Source organism: Pseudomonas sp. 86_A, assembly GCF_017491705.1.
GTDB lineage: Bacteria > Pseudomonadota > Gammaproteobacteria > Pseudomonadales > Pseudomonadaceae > Aquipseudomonas > Aquipseudomonas koreensis.
Genome location: NZ_JAFGYS010000008.1, coordinates 148319 through 167012, shown reverse-complemented (window position 1 = coordinate 167012; position 18694 = coordinate 148319). Strand labels below are relative to the sequence as shown.

18 protein-coding genes are annotated in these 18694 nt (G+C 60.3%); 4 read left to right on the top strand and 14 right to left on the bottom strand.

Features of this window, described 5'->3' with window-relative positions; translation table 11 throughout:
• The first annotated feature begins 38 nt into the window (after positions 1-38).
• From J5M57_RS14170 to J5M57_RS14160, 3 genes are all read left to right on the top strand, one after another.
• On the top strand, positions 39-239 hold the full coding sequence (locus tag J5M57_RS14170) for a co-regulatory protein PtrA N-terminal domain-containing protein (RefSeq protein ID WP_064586991.1): 201 nt from the start codon (positions 39-41) through the stop codon (positions 237-239).
• A 66-nt stretch (positions 240-305) separates the two neighbouring features.
• A complete protein-coding gene (locus J5M57_RS14165) occupies positions 306-638 on the top strand; it encodes a DUF2790 domain-containing protein (RefSeq protein ID WP_207849647.1) in 333 nt (110 codons plus the stop codon).
• A 467-nt stretch (positions 639-1105) separates the two neighbouring features.
• Positions 1106-1486, top strand: coding sequence for a DUF6124 family protein (locus tag J5M57_RS14160; RefSeq protein WP_169840613.1), 381 nt, complete (start codon positions 1106-1108; stop codon positions 1484-1486).
• Positions 1487-1692: 206 nt separating this feature from the next.
• Here J5M57_RS14160 and J5M57_RS14155 read toward each other — a convergent pair whose 3' ends face one another.
• The 3 genes from J5M57_RS14155 to J5M57_RS14145 form a co-directional block, all read right to left on the bottom strand.
• The gene (locus tag J5M57_RS14155; RefSeq protein WP_207849646.1) at positions 1693-3018 is read right to left on the bottom strand and encodes an OprD family porin; all 1326 of its coding nucleotides are present in this window, start codon (positions 3016-3018) and stop codon (positions 1693-1695) included.
• A 176-nt stretch (positions 3019-3194) separates the two neighbouring features.
• Positions 3195-3509, bottom strand: a complete 315-nt coding sequence (locus J5M57_RS14150; protein ID WP_083366309.1) for a transcriptional regulator — start codon at positions 3507-3509, stop codon at positions 3195-3197.
• Positions 3499-3849: a toxin gene (locus J5M57_RS14145; protein WP_207849721.1), complete on the bottom strand. Its 351-nt coding sequence runs from the start codon at positions 3847-3849 to the stop codon at positions 3499-3501. The genes J5M57_RS14150 and J5M57_RS14145 overlap by 11 nt, the downstream gene beginning before the upstream one ends.
• A gap of 369 nt (positions 3850-4218) precedes the next feature.
• Here J5M57_RS14145 and J5M57_RS14140 point away from each other — a divergent pair, with 369 nt between their 5' ends.
• Positions 4219-4683 carry a GNAT family N-acetyltransferase gene (locus tag J5M57_RS14140; RefSeq protein ID WP_207849645.1) on the top strand — a complete coding sequence of 155 codons (465 nt, stop codon included), beginning with the start codon at positions 4219-4221 and terminating at the stop codon, positions 4681-4683.
• 191 nt (positions 4684-4874) lie between these two features.
• Here J5M57_RS14140 and nuoN read toward each other — a convergent pair whose 3' ends face one another.
• The 11 genes from nuoN to nuoC form a co-directional block, all read right to left on the bottom strand.
• Positions 4875-6338, bottom strand: a complete 1464-nt coding sequence (gene nuoN, locus J5M57_RS14135; protein ID WP_169840612.1) for an NADH-quinone oxidoreductase subunit NuoN — start codon at positions 6336-6338, stop codon at positions 4875-4877.
• Between the two features lie 7 nt (positions 6339-6345).
• Positions 6346-7878, bottom strand: coding sequence for an NADH-quinone oxidoreductase subunit M (gene nuoM / locus J5M57_RS14130; RefSeq protein ID WP_003223785.1), 1533 nt, complete (start codon positions 7876-7878; stop codon positions 6346-6348).
• Positions 7879-7917: 39 nt separating this feature from the next.
• The gene (nuoL, locus tag J5M57_RS14125) at positions 7918-9771 is read right to left on the bottom strand and encodes an NADH-quinone oxidoreductase subunit L (protein ID WP_207849644.1); all 1854 of its coding nucleotides are present in this window, start codon (positions 9769-9771) and stop codon (positions 7918-7920) included.
• Complete coding sequence (gene nuoK, locus J5M57_RS14120; RefSeq protein WP_003223790.1) at positions 9768-10076, bottom strand: NADH-quinone oxidoreductase subunit NuoK; 309 nt, start codon at positions 10074-10076, stop codon at positions 9768-9770. The genes nuoL and nuoK overlap by 4 nt, the downstream gene beginning before the upstream one ends.
• A gap of 3 nt (positions 10077-10079) precedes the next feature.
• Positions 10080-10580 (bottom strand): NADH-quinone oxidoreductase subunit J, encoded by a 501-nt coding sequence (nuoJ, locus tag J5M57_RS14115; RefSeq protein WP_003223793.1) that lies wholly within the window; start codon positions 10578-10580, stop codon positions 10080-10082.
• Between the two features lie 9 nt (positions 10581-10589).
• Entirely contained in the window at positions 10590-11138 is a 549-nt protein-coding gene (gene nuoI / locus J5M57_RS14110; RefSeq protein WP_207849643.1) for an NADH-quinone oxidoreductase subunit NuoI, read from the bottom strand.
• An 11-nt stretch (positions 11139-11149) separates the two neighbouring features.
• Entirely contained in the window at positions 11150-12157 is a 1008-nt protein-coding gene (gene nuoH, locus J5M57_RS14105) for an NADH-quinone oxidoreductase subunit NuoH (protein ID WP_003223797.1), read from the bottom strand.
• On the bottom strand, positions 12154-14868 hold the full coding sequence (nuoG, locus tag J5M57_RS14100) for an NADH-quinone oxidoreductase subunit NuoG (RefSeq protein WP_207849642.1): 2715 nt from the start codon (positions 14866-14868) through the stop codon (positions 12154-12156). Before nuoG ends, nuoH begins: the two co-directional genes overlap by 4 nt.
• Positions 14869-15004: 136 nt before the next feature.
• Positions 15005-16360 (bottom strand): NADH-quinone oxidoreductase subunit NuoF, encoded by a 1356-nt coding sequence (nuoF, locus tag J5M57_RS14095; protein WP_064586999.1) that lies wholly within the window; start codon positions 16358-16360, stop codon positions 15005-15007.
• Positions 16357-16854 carry an NADH-quinone oxidoreductase subunit NuoE gene (nuoE, locus tag J5M57_RS14090; protein WP_003223804.1) on the bottom strand — a complete coding sequence of 166 codons (498 nt, stop codon included), beginning with the start codon at positions 16852-16854 and terminating at the stop codon, positions 16357-16359. The genes nuoF and nuoE overlap by 4 nt, the downstream gene beginning before the upstream one ends.
• A gap of 2 nt (positions 16855-16856) precedes the next feature.
• On the bottom strand, positions 16857-18641 hold the full coding sequence (nuoC, locus tag J5M57_RS14085) for an NADH-quinone oxidoreductase subunit C/D (RefSeq protein WP_007964852.1): 1785 nt from the start codon (positions 18639-18641) through the stop codon (positions 16857-16859).
• Positions 18642-18694 lie beyond the last annotated feature (53 nt).

Here is an 18694-nt window from a genome sequence, read left to right as displayed (position 1 = left end):
ACCTTGATCCCGTCAGCTACTTAAACGAGGAATCAACGATGAAATTCGCCCCACTGAGCACCTTCGCAGCCGCCCTGATGCTGTCGTCCCTGGCCATGGCCGAAGGCGGCGGTGACCGCACCTTCGACCGCATGATGAGTGCCAACGACCGCGCCGTAGAGCTGTTCGTCGCTAAAGAGCAGGCCCGCGACCCGGTAGTCGTCAATGAAAAGAAAGACGACAAGACCAAAGACCTGTAAGCCCGGCGCACTGGAACAAGCCCGTTGTCGTGTGCCGATGCCGGGCTTTTTTAAGGAGGACTAAACATGCAGTTGATCAAATGGATGACCTTCGCCGGTGTCATGGCGATGTCGGTGAATGCATTGGCCGAAGGCGGCGGTGACCGTACTTTCGAGCGCGCCTTCAGCGCCAATGCCAAAGCCATGGAGCAATACGCGGCGGCGCGTGGCAAAGCGGCGCCGGTGGTCAAGGAGTTCGAATACGGCATGAAGCTCGATGTGGTGAAGATCGTCAGCGTGGTGAAGCCGCCGCCAGGTTGCTCGGTGGTCCCGACCGCCATGACTTACGAGGATTCCAAAGGGCAGCTCAATACGCTCAAGTACAGCGTGGCGGGCGTGTGCCGTAACAGCGGTGGCTAGCCCGCCTGAATTGTCGCCCCCCTGTAGGAGCTGCCGAAGGCTGCGATCTTTTGATCTTGATCTTTAAAGTCAAAGCCAAAAGATCGCAGCCTTCGGCAGCTCCTACAGGGGCGTTTTTGCAAAATCACGATCTGTATTTAGATTCGGAATGTTTAAAGGTTGTGTGGGAAAAGCGGAACCTTCCCACAATGTTTTCAGGTTGTCCGTCGGACGTCCGCTCTCTAGCCTGTGTGGGTCGCTGCCAAATCAGCGATCGGGATTGGAACCCCGGGACCCAGAAAGCGCAAAAGTGGCTTTCATGACGTATGCTTGCGCACCTTCGTGGTGTGCACTCTGTTATGGCGGCTGTGCGCGGGAGACTTCAAGTCTGCCGGGTTTTCTGGTCCCCGGGTTCCAACCTGCGTACAGCTGCCACCCTTCGCGTGGAACCGAATGGGCCAGCTCCACCGCAAGACTGGAGATACACCATGAAAAAGCCAACCCCCAATCCCCCCGAAGCAACTGCGTTAACAGACGCTGACCCCGCATCCCCCTACATTTCAGTCGACACCCATAAACTCCACGAAGCCGCCGAGCGCGCCCTCGACTACTACCTCAACCCCGCACCGCCCATCATGGCCACGCCCTACACCGCCAACGCGCTGTTCCTGGTCAACCCCGACGCCGACACCGAATCCCTGCTGGCCAATGCCTGCGAGTCCCTGGCCTCGGCCACGGTGATGCTCGGCGACTTCGCCGCGTTGCTGGAGGGTACGCATCGCAAGACCCTGCTCGGTATTGCGCAGGTCGTCATGCTCGGCGAACTGGCGGTGAACAAGGCGCTGGATAACGTAGATCCCACCGCATAACTCTTGTAGGAGTGAGCTTGCTCGCGATAGCGTCGGTACAGCCAACATCTTCATCGACTGGCCCACCGCCATCGCGAGCAGGCTCACTCCTACAGTGACCGAGTAAAGTCCGGACATAAAAAAGGCGCCCCGAAGGACGCCAAAAAATTCACCTCTGACCAAAGGAGCAAGGAGCTTCTAAAGGTGAATGGTATTGCTCGGGAAACTCAGAGAATCGCCAACGGGTATTCGACAATCACCCGCACTTCATCCAGATCGGACTCAAACGCCGTGGCGCGAGTAGTGGCCTGGCGCAAGCGCAGCGACAGGTCTTTCATCGAACCGCTTTGCACCACGTACTTGACCTCGATATCGCGCTCCCAGCGCTTCTGGTCGGTCAGCGGATTGCCCTCGGCATCGCGGCGCATGTACACGGCGTTGGCGTTGGAGTAATCGGCGTCGGTGCCGCGTGCGTAACGGGTCATGAATGACAGACCGGGCACGCCGTAAGTGCTCATGTCGAGGTCGTAGCGCACCATCCACGAACGTTCTTTCGGCGAGTTGAAGTCGCTGTACTGGATCGAGTTGTCGAGGAAGATCGAGTCGGACTGACGCAGGTAGTCGAAGTCGTCATTACCGTTGTTGCGCTGGTGGGAGAGGGCGACGGAGTGCGCGCCGAGTTTCACGCCGACGCGGCCGCTCCAGATGTTGTTGTCGAACTGGCCGAGCAGTTGTTTGCCCTCGTCGACCGCCTTGTAATAGTTCAGGCCACCGAACAGCGACAGATCATCGGACAGCGGGTAGGTCCAGGCAGTGCCGGCGTAGTACTGATTCCACGCATCCTTGAGGCGACTGGAGTACAGGCTGAAACTGAGATTTTTGTTAAGCGCATAATCGCCGCCGCCGTAAGCGATCCATGGCGAATTGACCGGGCCGGCGTAGAACGTGGCGAAGTTCTCGCGCATGTCGCTGGACACCGGCTGGCTCATCGCATGCAAACGCCCGCCCTGCACCGACAGACCCTCGATGCTGGTGTTGGTCGCCGTCACCCCGCGAAAGCTTTCCGGCAGCAGACGCGAGTCACCGGCCGCCACCACCGGGTTGGCCGGGAACACATCACCGACCCTGACCACGGTATCGAACGCCCGCACTTTGGCGGCGCCGCCAAACTTGGTGTATTCGTCCCGCGCCTGGCCGTCGCTGTTGACCGGCAACACATCGAACGAACTGCGCCCGCCATTACGCCCGTCACCGGTGTCGAGTTTCAAGCCGATCATGGCAAACGCATCGACACCGACCCCGACGGTGCCTTGGGTGAAACCGGATTCGAACTTGCTGATGACCGCATGCGCCCAGGCTTCGGAATAGCCGTTGCCGGTGGGGCTGGACTGGCCGTTGCGGTGATCACGATTGAAGTAGAAGTTACGGTTGAGCACCGTCAGGCTGCTGCCTTCGACAAAGCCCTCGGGCTTGTCTTCTGCAAACACCATGGACGGCCCTGAGCCGACCACCACCGCAAAAGCGGCCATCGATATTTTTGTAGGGTTAACCATCAAACACTCCTTGGGTTCGGCAGAACGGGAACGTGCGTCGGCGTAAGTTTTATTGTTCGACGGGCAAAGGCCCGCCGGCATTGGTCGCCGGGTGACATCGTTACAAGCTGCGGATAACGCCAAGGTGATGGGGGAATTACAATTTCGTCATGTGGATGGAGCGAAGGCCTTGAATATCAGGTCAGGGCTGCGAGTTGTTCGATAGTCTGCGGAAAACGCTCGACCAGACGGATCAGGGTCGTGGCCTGAGCATTGGGCGTTGCTCGTCCTTGCTCCCAGTTTTCCAGAGTTCGAGTGTTGGTGCGCAGGTACATGGCGAACACAGACCGCGATAGGTTGAGCTGTTGGCGGATGGCTACCACTTCCTCGGCAGTGATGGGTACCAGTTTCGGTAACTGAACCCTGTGTGTGCGCAACGTAATTTTGCCCTCGCGCTCTTCTGCCAGAGCTTCGAGGCCATCCATCAATTCGGAAAAAATGTCACGTTTCATAGTGGGATCTCGTGTTGATTTCTGTATCCAGAGTTTGTTTGAACAGTTTTCTCTGAGCAGGCGAGAGGTCGGTTTGCTCGTCTTTGCTATACACAGTGAACAGCCAGAATTGGTTGAAACCGGACCACCAGTAGTAAATCACCCGTAATCCGCTGCGCTTGCCCTTGCCTCGTCGTTGATCGCAGAAGCGAATCTTGCGCAGCCCACCTGTACCCTCGATCAGATCGCCCGCTTCGGGGTTTTTAAGCAACTCCAGTTGAAAGCTCCGAAATAGATCGTCGTCCAGATAATCGTTTCGGTATTTCTGAAACATACGTAACTCTACAAAAAGAGCATCCATGTTCTGTACGCTACCTACGTATAGTGTTGTCTCGATAATCGAATCGGTCAAGGCCTCTAGGCCGTCCTTTCCGTCCCTTTTTTAACGGTAGACAACGGTCGTAAAAAGACCTGTAGGACGAATCGACCAGCGTGGTAAGAACGTTCAATTGAGTAGCGAAGAAACTTCGCGATTGACGTGCCGGAACAATCCACAGCACTATCCGATCATGACTGCCCACCACCGAATGAACATGATGTGCTCCTCTATGACCGCTTCAGGCGGGCCATAAGGTCATACGTGTTTGTCATTTGACGTGTACCCAAAGCCCCGCCAGAAATGGACGGGGCTTTTTCATTGCCCGTCCGTACATGGCTCATGGAGAGAGGAATGTTCGACATCAGAAGAGCCACCGCGAATGACGCCCAAACCGCATTCGACATACGACGCTTGGCGATCAGGCATCAATGCATCGGTGCTTACACCGAGCAGCAAATGCACGACTGGACCAAGGGCTCGGCTGAGGACGGTTACGACACGCTCATGGCAAAGCACTTCTATCTGGTCTGCACTGAGGGTGAACCTGTGGCAACTGGAATGCTTGATCTGGAGCAGCGTGAAATCGGCGCAATCTTCATCCGCCCGGATTTCATGCAGCGTGGGCTGGGCAAGCGTGTTCTGTTCTTTCTCGAAGATCTGGCGCGGGAGCTGGGGCTGGCAGAGGTGTGTCTGGACGCGACATTGAACGCTGTCGATTTTTACCGGCGCTGCGGTTACATCGGGGAGGGGAGTGCGGTTTATCAGTCGCCTTCAGGTTTGCAACTGGCCTGCGTGCCAATGGTGAAGACACTGTGATGCCATTGTGGCGAGGGAGCTTGCTCCCGCTGGACTGCGTAGCAGTCCCCGCTTCTCAGCTGAACAGCGGGGCCGCTTCGCGTCCCAGCGGGAGCAAGCTCCCTCGCCACAGGTTATTTGTTGCTGCATAGAATCCGTAAAACAAAAACGGCACCCGAAGGTGCCGTTTCCGTTTCCAGCCAGCGGAGCAATCAGCCCGCCAGACCCGCCTGCTGAACCAGAGTCAGCAATGGCTGCGGGTACACACCCAGGAAGAACGCAACCAGGGCGATGGCCAGCAGCATCACGCCGCCTGCCTTCTGTTCCCAGTGCAGCTGGGCGTCGTGGCGACGCAGGTTTGGCTCGATCAGGTACAGGGTGACCATCACACGCAGGTAGTAGAACACGCCGATGGCGCTGCCCAGTACCAGGGAGCCGACCAGCCACCATTGGTGCGATTCGACACCGGTAGCGATGATGTAGAACTTGCCGATGAAGCCCGCGGTCAGCGGGATACCGGCCAGGGACAGCATCATCACGGTCAGTACGGCGGTCAGGTACGGACGGCGCCAGAACAGGCCGCGGTACTCGTACAGGGCGTCGGCGTCACGGCCGTTGTACGGCGAGGACATCAGGGTGATCACGCCGAACGCGCCGAGGCTGGTGATCACATAAGTAACCAGGTACACGCCGATGGCTTCCACCGCCAGACCCTTGCTCGCCACCAGTGCGATCAGCAGGTAGCCGAAGTGCGCGATGGACGAGTAACCGAGCAGACGCTTGAGGTTGCTCTGGGTCAGGGCCAGCAGGTTACCGAACAGGATCGAGGCGACGGCGATCACGCTCAGCACGTCGCTCAGTACGCCGCTGCTGGCAGCAGGGGAGATCTGGAACAGACGCACCATCACCGCAAACACCGCAACCTTGGACGCAGTGGCGAGGAACGCAGCGACCGGTGCCGGAGCACCTTCGTAGACGTCCGGCGTCCACAGGTGGAACGGCACCAGCGACAGCTTGAACGCCAGACCGATCAGCATCATGCCCAGGCCCAACTGCGCCAGCGAGCTAGGCAGGCCAGTCGCAGCCAGGGCCTGACCGATACCGTTGAAGCTCAGGGTGCCGGCGTCCGCGTACAGCAGCGCCATACCGAACAGCAGGAACGCGGAACCGGCGGCCGACAGCACCATGTACTTGATGCCGGCTTCCAGCGAACGCTTGTTGAAGAAGGCGTAAGCCACCAGACCGTAGACCGGCACCGACAGCAGTTCCAGACCGATGAACAAACCGGCCAGGTGCTGCGCGCTGACCAGAACCAGGCCACCGGCGGCGGCCATCAGGATCAGCAGGTACAGCTCTTCACGGTTGCCCGGGTAACCCGAACCGCCATCGCCGAGGTAGGCGTGGGCGAGGGTGACACAGGCGAGGGTGGCGACCAGGATCAGCGCCATGTACAGGCAGGCGAAGGTGTCGATCTGCAGCAATGGGGTCACGGCCAGAGGCGCGACTTTCAGGGCTGGCAGGATCGACAGCAAGGCCAGGTTCAGACCGGCGACCGAGATCAGAAAGGTCTGCGAGTGGTTGCGGCGCCAGGCGATTGCCAGCATCACCACGATAATGGTGAGGCTGGTGATCAACAGTGGCGCAAGCGCAATAAAGTGTTGAATCGTGAATTCCATAGCGCTCTTACCGGGCCGAAGCGAGTTGAGTGAAGGCGGTGCCGAGCCACTGCTGCACGCCATGCATCGTGGCGGCGGAAGTGTCGAGGAACGGTTGCGGGTAGACGCCGAGGTAAATCAGCAGCACCGCAAGGCCCAGCACCATGATCAGTTCGCGACCGTCCATGCCGTGCAGGATCGAATCCGATTTGGACGGACCGAAGTAGGCACGGTGGATCATGATCAGCGAGTAGACCGAACCGAACACCAGACCGGAGGTGGCAATCGCGGTGATCCATGGCGCACTGGCGAAGGTGCCGATCAGGATCAGGAACTCGCCGACAAAGTTACCGGTGCCCGGCAGACCCAGAGAGGCGGCTGCGAAGAACAGGCTGATCGCCGGCAGGTAAGCGATACGCGACCACAGACCGCCCATCTCACGCATGTCACGGGTATGCAGACGCTCGTACAGCTGACCGCTGAGGATAAACAGTGCTGCGGCCGACAGACCGTGCGCCAGCATCTGGATCACTGCACCTTGCAGCGCCAGTTGGCTGCCGGAGTAGATGCCGATCAGTACGAAGCCCATGTGGGAAACGGACGAGAAGGCGATCAGACGCTTGATGTCGGTTTGCGCGAAAGCGAGGAACGCGCCGTAGAAGATCCCGATCAGACCGAGGGTCATGGCGATCGGCGCGAACTCGGCCGACGCATTCGGGAACAGCGGCAGGGCGAAACGCAGCAGGCCGTAGGCAGCGGTTTTCAGCAGGATACCGGCGAGGTCGACGGAACCGGCAGTCGGGGCCTGGGCGTGAGCGTCAGGCAACCACGAGTGGAACGGCACCACTGGCAGCTTGACCGCGAAGGCGATGAAGAAGCCGAGCATCAGAATGTACTCGGTGGTCATCGACATCTTGGTCTTCAACAGGTCGGCGTAGTTGAAGGTAATCACGCCGGTGTTGTTGAAGTTGACCAGTACCAGACCGAGGATCGCCACCAGCATGATCAGGCCGGAAGCCTGAGTGAAGATGAAGAACTTGGTCGCTGCGTAGATCCGGGTTTTCTTGCCGTCCGAAGAACTGTGACCCCAGAGCGCGATGAGGAAGTACATCGGCACCAGCATCATTTCCCAGAAGAAGAAGAACATGAACAGGTCGAGGGCAAGGAACACGCCGACGACGCCGCCCAGGATCCACATCAGGTTCAGGTGGAAGAAGCCAACGTGACGTTGAATCTCTTTCCACGAGCACAGTACCGAGAGGATACCCAGCAGGCCGGTCAGCAGGATCATCAACAGCGACAGGCCGTCGAGGGCCAGGTGCACGTTGATGCCGAAGCGCTGGATCCAGACGTGCTTGAACTCAAGCGCCCAGGTCGGATCGGCGCCAGGCGCCGGAGCAAATGAATAGTCACCGTGGGCCCACAGCCAGAGGCCGAGGGCGAGTTCCAGGGTCATGGTCAACAGCGCAATCCAGCGGGGGAGGGTAGCGCCGAAGCGCTCACCCATCCAGCACAGCAGGCCGCCGATGAAGGGGATCAGGATTAGCCAAGGCAGAATCATGACGGGCTCGTTTCCTTTCGCAAATTCGCAAGGTTCATATCAGACCGCTACCAGCACGATGGCGCCGATTACCAGCACGGCACCAGCAGCCATCGAGGCGGCATACCAACGCAGTTGACCGGTCTCGGTACGGCTCAGGGCGGTGTGACCCCCCTTGGCCATACGCGGGATCAGACCGATGGTCTGGTCGAGCGGGTCTTTGCGCAGTACATGGCTGATCGCAAGGTACGGCTTGACGAACAGTTTGTCGTAGATCCAGTCGAAGCCCCAGGCAGCGAACCACCAGGCCGAAAGGAAACGGCCGATGCCGCTGTTGGCGATTGCCGTCACGAAGCGACGCTTGCCAAGGAACAGCAGGGCCGCCAGCAGGATACCGGCCAGGGCGATGGCGCCCGAAGCGATTTCCAGACTGTGCTTGGCTTCGCCACCGGCATGCCCGACGCTTTCCGGCAGGACGCCGTGCAGCGGTGGAACGATCATCGCGCCGATGAAGGTCGACAGCACGATCAGCACCGACAGTGGCAGCCAGTGAGCGATGCCGTGACCGGCGTGGGCTTCGGTCTTGGCTTCACCGTGGAACGTGATGAAGATCAGGCGGAAGGTGTACAGCGAAGTCATGAACGCGCCGACCAGACCTGCGTAGAGCAGACCGTGGTTGCCGCTGGCGAACGCTTCCCAGAGGATTTCGTCCTTGGAGTAGAAACCTGCGGTCACCAGTGGCAGGGCAGCCAGGGCGGCACCACCGACGATGAAGCTGGCGTAGGCCAGTGGCAGTTTCTTCCACAGACCGCCCATCTTGAAGATGTTCTGCTCGTGGTGGCAGGCAACGATCACCGCACCGGAAGCAAGGAACAGCAGGGCCTTGAAGAAGGCGTGGGTCATCAGGTGGAAAATCGCGCCATCCCAGGCACCAACGCCCAGCGCCAGGAACATGTAGCCGATCTGGCTCATGGTCGAGTAGGCGAGGATACGTTTGATGTCGGTTTGTACCAGCGCGGCGAAACCGGCCAGTACCAGAGTCACACCACCGACGATGCCGACCAAGTGCAGGATTTCCGGCGCCAGGGTGAACAGACCGTGGGTACGGGCGATCAGGTAGACGCCAGCGGTCACCATGGTTGCAGCGTGGATCAGTGCCGACACCGGGGTCGGACCGGCCATCGCGTCCGCGAGCCAGGTTTGCAGTGGCAGTTGCGCCGATTTACCGACCGCACCACCCAGCAGCATCAGGGTCGCCAGGGTGATCCAGAAGTCGCCGACCTGGAATTTCTGCGGTGCCAGCACCAGCAGTTCCTGGATGTTCAACGTGCCCACTTGCTGGAACAGGATGAACAGGCCGATGGCCATGAACACGTCGCCGATCCGGGTCACGATGAAGGCCTTGAGTGCGGCGTTACCGTTGTTGCGGTTGCTGTAGTAGAAACCGATCAACAGGTACGAGCACAGGCCTACGCCTTCCCAGCCGAAGTACAGGAACAACAGGTTATCGCCCAGGACCAGGAACAGCATGCTGGCGATAAACAGGTTGGTGTACGAGAAGAAGCGCGAGTAGCCCGCTTCGCCGCGCATGTACCAAGACGCGAACAGGTGGATCAGGAAACCCACACCCACCACCACGCCGAGCATGGTGATCGACAGGCCGTCGACGTAGAGGGCGAAGTCAGGCTTGAAGCCTTCGACCGCCATCCACTTCCACAGCACCAGGGTGTAGTGACCGCCTTCGGGAGGCGCGACGTTGAATTGCCAGATGACGTAGGCGGCGACAATCGCCGACAAGCCAATGGAACCCACGCCGATCAGCGCCGAGAGGTTTTCCGACCAGCGTCCACGGGAGAACGACAGCAGCAGGAAACCGATCAGAGGGAATACGAAAGTCAGAAAGATAAGATTCATCCGCGCATCTCACTGGCAGCGTCGATATCGAGCGTGTGGAAGCGGCGATACAGTTGCAGCAGGATCGCCAGACCAATACTGGCCTCGGCGGCTGCCAGGCTGATCACCAGGATGAACATGATCTGTCCATCCGGCTGGCCCCAACGGGCGCCTGCAACGATGAAGGCCAGTGCAGAGGCGTTCATCATCACTTCCAGACTCATCAACACGAACAAAATGTTGCGGCGGACCATCAGGCCGACCAGACCAAGGCAGAACAGGATGCCGGCAACCGCCAGACCATGTTCGAGAGGGATAGCAGGCATGTCTTACTCCTTCGCCTCGTTACGGCCCAAATGGAACGCCGTGACGGCTGCGGCGAGCAGCAGCATCGAGGCGAGTTCGACCACCAGCAGATACGGGCCGAACAGGCTGACGCCCACGGCTTTTGCATCGACGGTGGTGTGGCCGATGGCCTGACCGCTCTGGTGAGCGAACAGCACATACAGCAGTTCGGCCAGCAGCAGGGCGGCGAGAATCACCGGGCCTGCCCAAATGCCGGGCTTGAGCCAGGTGCGTTCTTGCTGAACCGAGGCGGGACCCAGGTTCAGCATCATCACCACGAACACGAACAGCACCATGATGGCGCCGGCGTAGGCGATCACTTCCAGCACGCCGGCAAACGGTGCGCCGAGTGCGAAGAAGGTCATGGCCACGGCGATCAACGAGATGATCAGGTAGAGCAGGGCGTGCACAGGGTTGGTGTTGGTGACCACACGTAGCGTGGACACAACCGCGATACCCGATGCGAAATAGAAAGCGAATTCCATCGTTCTTCCTTAAGGCAGCAAGCTCTTCACGTTGATCGGTTCGGCTTCGTTCTGCGCAGCGCCTTTCGGCTTGCCAGCGATTGCCATACCTGCAACACGATAGAAGTTGTAATCAGGGTTTTTGCCGGGGCCGGAGATCAGCAGATCTTCTTTCTCGTACACCAGGTCCTGACGTTTGAACTCGGCCATCTCGAAATCCGGAGTCAGCTGGATTGCGGTGGTCGGACAGGCTTCCTCGCAGAGACCGCAGAAAATGCAGCGCGAGAAGTTGATACGGAAGAAGTCCGGGTACCAGCGACCGTCTTCGGTTTCAGCTTTCTGCAGCGAGATGCAACCCACCGGGCAAGCCACGGCGCACAGGTTGCAGGCTACGCAACGCTCTTCGCCATCGGGGTCACGGGTGAGGACGATGCGGCCACGGTAGCGTGGTGGCAGGTAGACCGCTTCTTCCGGGTATTGCAGGGTGTCGCGCTTGCGAAAGCCGTGGCCGAAGACCATGACCAGGCTGCGCAACTGGGTACCGGTACCCTTAACGATGTAGCCAATATATTTGAACATGGGTCAAATCCTCACTGAACCGCAACCGCAGGTGTGTTCCACAACACAACCGCAGCGGTTATCAGCAAATTGATCAGGGTCAGTGGCAGGCAGAATTTCCAGCTGAAATCCATCACCTGGTCATAACGCGGACGCGGAATGGAAGCGCGCAGCAGGATGAACAGCATGATGAAGAACGCGGTCTTCAGTGCGAACCAGACGAAGGACAGTTGCGGCAGGATGCCGAACGGACCGTGCCAGCCACCGAAGAACAGGGTGACCAGCAGCGCCGAGATCAGGATGATGCCGATGTATTCACCGACGAAGAACATGCCCCATTTCATACCGGCGTATTCAATGTGGTAACCGTCTGCCAGTTCCTGTTCCGCTTCCGGCTGGTCGAACGGGTGACGGTGAGTCACGGCGACGCCCGCGATGAAGAAGGTACAGAAGCCGAAGAACTGCGGAATGATGAACCACAGGTTCTGCGCCTGGTACTCGACGATGTCGCGCATGTTGAACGAGCCGACCTGCACCACGATGCCCATCAGGGACAGGCCCATGAACACTTCGTAGGACACCGTCTGCGCCGAGGCACGCAAGCTGCCGAGCAGGGCGAACTTGTTGTTACTCGACCAGCCGGCGAACAGTACCGCGTAGACCGACAGACCGGCCATGGCGAAGAAGAACAGCAGGCCGATGTTCAGATCCGCCACACCCCAGGTCGGGGTGATCGGGATGATCGCAAACGCGATCAGCAGGGCGGACATGGCGACCACCGGTGCCAGGGTGAAGATCACCTTGTCGGCAAACGGCGGGGTCCAGTCTTCCTTGAAGAACATCTTCAGCATGTCGGCGGCGATCTGGAACATGCCGAACGGGCCCACGCGGTTCGGACCGTAACGGTCCTGCCACCAGCCCAGCAGGCGACGTTCGACAAAGCTGAGCAACGCGCCTGCGACCACAACGGCCAGCAGAATCACGATGGCTTTGATGACCGTCAGGATCACATCGATCACTTCAGGGGTGAACCAGGTCATTGCGCTGCCTCCTGCAGACCGTCGACGGACAGGCCGGCGAATGCCGGTGGAATGCCGGCGATGCCCGCAGGCAAGGCCACCAGACCAGCGCCCAGTTCTTCATTGATGCGCAGCGGCAGACGCAGGGTCTGCCCGGCCACGTTCAGGCTCAGCAGGGCACCGTCGTTGACGCCCAGACGATCCGCTTCGGATTTGGCCAGGGCAACGTACGGAGCCGGGATGCGCTCTTGCACCGGCGCGGCTTTCGACGAGTTTTCGTCGCTGCCGAACAGGTGGTAGAACGGCACGGCCTGCCAGGTGCCCGGCGCCGGGTTAAAGGCGCGCGGTGCGGCAGCGAACCAGTTCAGCGAATCGCCAGTGCTTTCGATCAGGCGGGTGCCCGGGTCGCCAGCACGCAGGTGACCACCGACTTCGTCCTGGAACTTGTTCCACGCTTGTGGCGAGTTCCAGCCCGGCGACCAGGCGAATGGCACCTGCTGACGCGGTTCGGCCGAGCCCGAGTAACCTTCCATGGAGAAGGCGAACGCGGTGTCTTTGTCTTGCGGGGTGCGCGGTTCGTGAACGCTGATGTCGGCGCGCATCGCGGTGCGACCGGAATAACGCAGCGGCTCACGCGCCAGTTTCAGACCCTTGATACGGAACGCGGCAGACGGAGCAGCATCAACGATGCGCGCCAGTTGCTCGGTGCTCGAAGCCACGGCAGCGGTGACGTGGTCGAGTTGCGTCCAGTCGATCGGCTGGTTCAGCAGGGTCGAGCGCAGGGCGTGCAGCCAGCGCCAGCCTTCGTGAACCAGGATGCTTGCATCCATGTATTGCGGATCGAAAACCTGGAAGAAGCGCTGGGCGCGACCTTCCTGGCTGACCAGCGTACCGTCGCCTTCAGCGAAGCTCGCCGCTGGCAGAACCAGGTGCGCGCGGTCGCTGGTGGCGGTTTTCTGGTGGTCGGCAACGATCACCACTTTCGCAGCGTTCAGGGCCGCATCGACCTTGGCTTTCGAGGTGCGGGTGTACAGATCGTTTTCCAGCACGACGATGGCGTCGGCCTTGCCATCGATCACGGCTTGCAGCGCCGCGTCGACCGATTCGCCACCGAGCATGGCCAGGCCGAGGCTGTTGGCTTCCGGCACGATCAGGCTGATCGAACCGTTCTTCTCGCGCAGCTTCAAGGCCTTGGCAATGTTTGCCGCCGCCTCGATCAGCGCTTTGGAGCCCAGCGAAGTACCGGCGATGATCAGCGGACGTTTGGCCGCGAGCAGGGCGTCGGCGATGCGCTTGGCCAGTTCCAGTGCTTCGGCATCCAGACCTTCAACGGCCGGTGCGCTGGCATCCAGTGCGTGGGCCACGGCGAAGCCGATGCGCGCCAGATCGTCCGGAGCGGCGTGAACGCACTCTTCGGCGATGTCGTCGAGCTTGGTTTCCGCCAGGCTGGCGATGAACAGCGGGTTCAGTTCGTGCTGACCGATGTTCTTCACGGCGGCGTCGAGCCAAGGCTGAACGCGCATGGCTTCGGCCATGTCTTCAGCTTTGCCCTTGACCGACTGACGCAGGGACAGCGCCATACGCGCGGCAGTCTGGGTCAGGTCTTCACCGAGGACGAAGATGGCGTCGTGGTCTTCGATGTCGCGCATGTTCGGCACGGGCAGCGGGCTTTCTTTGAGCACTTGCAGGACCAGACGGATGCGCTCCAGCTCGGAGGCTTCGATACCGGAGTAGAAGTGCTCGGCGCCGACCAGTTCGCGCAACGCATAGTTGCTTTCGAGGCTGGCACGCGGCGAACCGATACCGACGATGTTGCGACCGCGCAGCAGATCGGCCGCCTTGTCCAGTGCCTGATCCAAGCCCAGCTTGGTGCCGTCGGCCAGCATCGGCTGACGTGGACGGTCGGTGCGGTTGACGTAGCCATAACCGAAACGGCCACGGTCGCACAGGAAGTACTGGTTCACCGAACCGTTGAAACGGTTTTCGATGCGACGCAGTTCGCCGTAACGCTCACCCGGGGAGATGTTGCAACCGCTGGAGCAGCCATGGCAGATGCTCGGCGAGAACTGCATGTCCCACTTGCGGTTGTAGCGCTCGGAGTGAGTCTTGTCGGTGAACACACCGGTCGGGCAGACCTCGGTGAGGTTGCCGGAGAACTCGCTTTCGAGGGTGCCGTCTTCAACGCGACCGAAGTACACGTTGTCGTGGGCGCCGAATACACCGAGGTCGGTGCCGCCAGCGTAATCCTTGTAGAAACGCACGCAGCGGTAGCAGGCGATGCAGCGGTTCATTTCGTGGGAAATGAACGGGCCCAGTTGCTGGTTCTGGTGGGTGCGTTTGGTGAAGCGATAACGGCGCTCGTTGTGGCCGGTCATCACGGTCATGTCTTGCAGGTGGCAGTGACCGCCTTCTTCGCACACAGGGCAGTCGTGCGGGTGGTTGGTCATCAGCCATTCGACAACACTGGCGCGGAATGCCTTGGATTCTTCATCGTCGATGGAGATCCAGGTGTTGTCGGTGGCAGGGGTCATGCACGACATGACGATGCGACCACGGGTGTCGTTCTCATCGGTGTACTGCTTGACCGCGCACTGGCGGCAGGCCCCGACGCTACCAAGCGCGGGGTGCCAGCAGAAATAAGGGATGTCGAGGCCCAGCGACAGACATGCCTGTAACAGGTTGTCTGCCCCGTCGACTTCGAGCGCTTTGCCGTCTACGTGGATAGTGGCCATGGTTCAAAGGTCTTCGTTGGCCCGGTGTCAGCGGGCGTGGCTAATGGAATCTTGTTATTCGTCCGAATCCAGTCAGCCCCGAAAGGCGTCATCGGACGAAAGGCGAAGGGCACGGACCCTTCGCCTTTTTAAGCGTTTACGCGCCGACTACGATCGGCCTTGCCAGAGGCGGGACGGCGGCGCTTGCGGGCGCGATACCGGCTTCGAACTCTGGACGGAAGTATTTGATGGCACTGCCCAACGGCTCCACGGCACCCGGTGCGTGAGCACAGAAGGTCTTGCCTGGGCCGAGGAAGCCGACCAGACCCAGCAGGGTCTCGATGTCGCCTGGCTGACCGCGGCCTTCTTCGATGGCCATCAAGAGCTTGACGCTCCATGGCAGGCCATCACGGCACGGGGTGCAGAAGCCGCAGGATTCGCGGGCGAAGAACTGCTCCATGTTGCGCAGCAGCGACACCATGTTGACGCTGTCGTCCACCGCCATGGCCAGGCCGGTACCCATCCGGGTGCCCACTTTGGCGATGCCGCCGGCGTACATTTGGGCGTCGAGGTGTTCTGGCAAGAGGAAACCGGTACCGGCACCGCCTGGCTGCCAGGCCTTGAGCTTGTAACCGTCGCGCATGCCGCCGGCGTAGTCTTCGAACAGCTCGCGAGCGGTGACGCCGAATGGCAGTTCCCACAGGCCCGGGTTCTTGACCTTGCCGGAGAAGCCCATGAGCTTGGTACCCATGTCTTCGCTGCCTTCGCGGGCCAACGATTTGTACCAGTCAACGCCGTCGGCAATGATCGCCGGCACGTTGCACAGGGTTTCAACGTTGTTCACGCAAGTCGGCTTGCCCCACACGCCCACGGCGGCAGGGAAGGGCGGCTTGGAGCGCGGGTTGGCGCGGCGGCCTTCGAGGGAGTTGATCAGTGCGGTTTCTTCACCGCAGATGTAACGCCCGGCGCCGGTGTGGACGAACAGCTCGAAATCGAAGCCGCTGCCCAGAATGTTTTTACCCAAAAGGCCTGCTGCCTTGGCTTCTTCCACGGCACGGTTGAGGTGCTTGGCGGCGGTGGTGTACTCGCCACGCAGGAAGATGTAGCCACGGTAGGTTTTCAGTGCGCGGGCACTGATCAGCATGCCTTCGATCAGCAGATGGGGCAGTTGCTCCATCAGCATGCGGTCTTTCCAGGTGTTCGGCTCCATCTCGTCCGCGTTGCACAGCAGGTAGCGGATGTTGATGGATTCGTCTTTGGGCATCAGGCCCCACTTCACGCCAGTGGGGAAGCCGGCACCGCCGCGACCTTTCAGGCCGGCGTCTTTCACGGTCTGGACGATGTCGTCCTGAGCCATGTCGGCGAAGGCTTTGCGCGCAGCGGCGTAACCGTTCTTGGCCTGGTATTCGTCGAGCCACACGGCTTCGCCGTCGTCACGCAGACGCCAGGTCAGCGGGTGAGTCTCGGCCGAACGCTTGATGCGGTTGGCCGGGCCGAAAGATGTCAGGGTCATACGTAGCCCTCGAGCAGTTTGGCCACGCCAGCAGGCTGCACGTCGCCAAAGGTGTCGTCGTCGATCATCAGCGCCGGTGCCTTGTCGCAGTTGCCGAGGCAGCAGACAGGCAGCAGGGTGAAACGACCGTCGGCGGTGGTCTGACCCAGGCCGATGCCCAGATTGTTCTGGATTTCGCTGACCACCGACTCGTGGCCGCCGATGTAGCAGACCATGCTGTCGCAGACGCGAATGATGTGGCGGCCGACCGGCTGACGGAAGATCTGGCTGTAAAACGTCGCCACGCCTTCAACGTCGCTGGCCGGGATGCCGAGGATCTCGCCGATGGCGTACAGGGCGCCATCCGGCACCCAGCCGCGTTCTTTCTGAACGATCTTCAGGGCTTCGATCGACGCCGCGCGCGGGTCTTCGTAGTGATGCAGCTCGTGCTCGATGGCCGAGCGCTCGGTTTCACTCAAAGTGAAACGGTCTGTCTGGATAAGCGTGCTGTTCATGCTTAGCGGTCCACGTCGGCCATAACGAAGTCGATACTACCCAGGTACGCAATCAAGTCCGCGACCATGCTGCCTTTGATCACCGAAGGGATCTGCTGCAGGTGCGGGAAGCTCGGAGTACGGATCCGGGTACGGTAGCTCATGGTGCCGCCGTCGCTCGTCAGGTAATAACTGTTGATGCCCTTGGTCGCTTCGATCATCTGGAAGGATTCGTTGGCCGGCATGACCGGGCCCCACGAAACTTGCAGGAAGTGCGTGATCAGGGTTTCGATGTGCTGCAGCGTGCGCTCTTTCGGCGGCGGCGTGGTCAGCGGGTGATCCGCCTTGTACGGGCCTTCCGGCATGTTGCGCAGGCACTGGTCGATGATCTTGATGCTCTGGCGCATCTCTTCGACGCGGACCATGCAGCGGTCGTAGGCATCACCGTTGGCGGCCAGTGGCACTTCGAACTCGAAGTTCTCGTAGCCGGAGTAGGGGCGCGCTTTACGCAGGTCGAAGTCGCAACCGGTCGAACGCAGGCCGGCACCGGTGACGCCCCATTCCAGGGCCTCTTTGGTGTTGTACTGGGCAACGCCGATGGTACGACCCTTGAGGATGCTGTTTTGCAGGGCCGCCTTGGTGTATTCGTCGAGGCGTTTTGGCAGCCATTCGACGAAGTCTTTCACCAGTTTGTCCCAGCCGCGCGGCAGGTCGTGGGCGACGCCGCCGATGCGGTACCAGGCCGGGTGCAGACGGAAACCGGTAATGGCTTCGATCACCGTGTACGCCTTCTGGCGGTCGGTGAAGGTGAAGAACACCGGGGTCATGGCGCCGACGTCCTGGATGTAGGTCCCGAGGAACAGCAGGTGGCTGGTGATCCGGAAGAACTCGGCCATCATGATGCGGATGACGTCGACCTTCTCGGGCACCTTGATGCCGGCCAGCTTCTCGACCGAGAGCACGTACGGCAGGTTGTTCATCACGCCGCCGAGGTAATCGATACGGTCGGTGTACGGAATGAAGCTGTGCCAGGACTGACGCTCGGCCATCTTCTCGGCACCACGGTGGTGGTAACCGATGTCCGGCACGCAGTCGACGATCTCTTCACCGTCCAGTTGCAGAATGATGCGGAACGCACCGTGCGCCGAAGGGTGGTTCGGGCCCAGGTTGAGGAACATGTAGTCCTCGTTGGCCCCGGAACGCTTCATGCCCCAGTCTTCAGGACGGAAGCGCGCGGCTTCTTCCTCAAGCTGCTGCTTGGCGAGGTTGAGGCTGAACGGGTCGAATTCGGTGGCGCGCGCCGGGAAGTCCTTGCGCAGCGGGTGACCTTCCCAGGTCGGCGGCATCATGATGCGCGACAGGTGCGGGTGGCCTTTGAAGTCGATGCCGTACATGTCCCAGACTTCACGCTCGTACCAGTTGGCGTTCGGCCAGATGCTGGTGACGGTCGGCAAGCTCAGGTCGCTTTCGGACAAGGCGACTTTGATCATCACGTCACTATTACGCTCAAGCGACATGAGGTGATAGAACACGGTGAAGTCGGCGCCGGATGGCAGCCCTTGACGCTTGGTGCGCAGACGCTCGTCCACGCCGTGCAGGTCATAGAGCATGACGTACGGCTTGGGCAGGTTGCGCAGGAAGGTCAGGACTTCGACGAGTCTGGCGCGCGCCACCCACAGCACCGGCATGCCGGTGCGGGTCGACTGAGCGGTGAACGCTTCGGCGCCAAAACGGTTGTTCAATTCGACGACCACATCCTGGTCGTCTGCCTTATAAGGCGGGATGTACAGAGCGCTGCCTGTAGTCATGGTTATTTTTTCGCTTTCGGTCAACGTAAAGAATGAAGCCAGCTTCTCGTTTC

What these genes read in the sequence shown, in the direction of transcription:
- nuoJ (WP_003223793.1), bottom strand. Translation starts at nt 10,580, where the DNA reads ATGGAATTCGCTTTCTATTTCGCATCGGGTATCGCGGTTGTGTCCACG.
- nuoM (WP_003223785.1), bottom strand. Translation starts at nt 7,878, where the DNA reads ATGATTCTGCCTTGGCTAATCCTGATCCCCTTCATCGGCGGCCTGCTG.
- nuoG (WP_207849642.1), bottom strand. Translation starts at nt 14,868, where the DNA reads ATGGCCACTATCCACGTAGACGGCAAAGCGCTCGAAGTCGACGGGGCA.
- J5M57_RS14155 (WP_207849646.1), bottom strand. Translation starts at nt 3,018, where the DNA reads ATGGTTAACCCTACAAAAATATCGATGGCCGCTTTTGCGGTGGTGGTC.
- J5M57_RS14170 (WP_064586991.1), top strand. Translation starts at nt 39, where the DNA reads ATGAAATTCGCCCCACTGAGCACCTTCGCAGCCGCCCTGATGCTGTCG.
- nuoN (WP_169840612.1), bottom strand. Translation starts at nt 6,338, where the DNA reads ATGGAATTCACGATTCAACACTTTATTGCGCTTGCGCCACTGTTGATC.
- J5M57_RS14150 (WP_083366309.1), bottom strand. Translation starts at nt 3,509, where the DNA reads ATGAAACGTGACATTTTTTCCGAATTGATGGATGGCCTCGAAGCTCTG.
- nuoI (WP_207849643.1), bottom strand. Translation starts at nt 11,138, where the DNA reads ATGTTCAAATATATTGGCTACATCGTTAAGGGTACCGGTACCCAGTTG.
- nuoC (WP_007964852.1), bottom strand. Translation starts at nt 18,641, where the DNA reads ATGACTACAGGCAGCGCTCTGTACATCCCGCCTTATAAGGCAGACGAC.
- J5M57_RS14165 (WP_207849647.1), top strand. Translation starts at nt 306, where the DNA reads ATGCAGTTGATCAAATGGATGACCTTCGCCGGTGTCATGGCGATGTCG.
- J5M57_RS14160 (WP_169840613.1), top strand. Translation starts at nt 1,106, where the DNA reads ATGAAAAAGCCAACCCCCAATCCCCCCGAAGCAACTGCGTTAACAGAC.
- J5M57_RS14145 (WP_207849721.1), bottom strand. Translation starts at nt 3,849, where the DNA reads ATGGATGCTCTTTTTGTAGAGTTACGTATGTTTCAGAAATACCGAAAC.
- nuoH (WP_003223797.1), bottom strand. Translation starts at nt 12,157, where the DNA reads ATGACCTGGTTCACCCCTGAAGTGATCGATGTGATCCTGACGGTCATC.
- nuoF (WP_064586999.1), bottom strand. Translation starts at nt 16,360, where the DNA reads ATGACCCTGACATCTTTCGGCCCGGCCAACCGCATCAAGCGTTCGGCC.
- nuoK (WP_003223790.1), bottom strand. Translation starts at nt 10,076, where the DNA reads ATGCCTGCTATCCCTCTCGAACATGGTCTGGCGGTTGCCGGCATCCTG.
- nuoE (WP_003223804.1), bottom strand. Translation starts at nt 16,854, where the DNA reads ATGAACAGCACGCTTATCCAGACAGACCGTTTCACTTTGAGTGAAACC.
- nuoL (WP_207849644.1), bottom strand. Translation starts at nt 9,771, where the DNA reads ATGAATCTTATCTTTCTGACTTTCGTATTCCCTCTGATCGGTTTCCTG.
- J5M57_RS14140 (WP_207849645.1), top strand. Translation starts at nt 4,219, where the DNA reads ATGTTCGACATCAGAAGAGCCACCGCGAATGACGCCCAAACCGCATTC.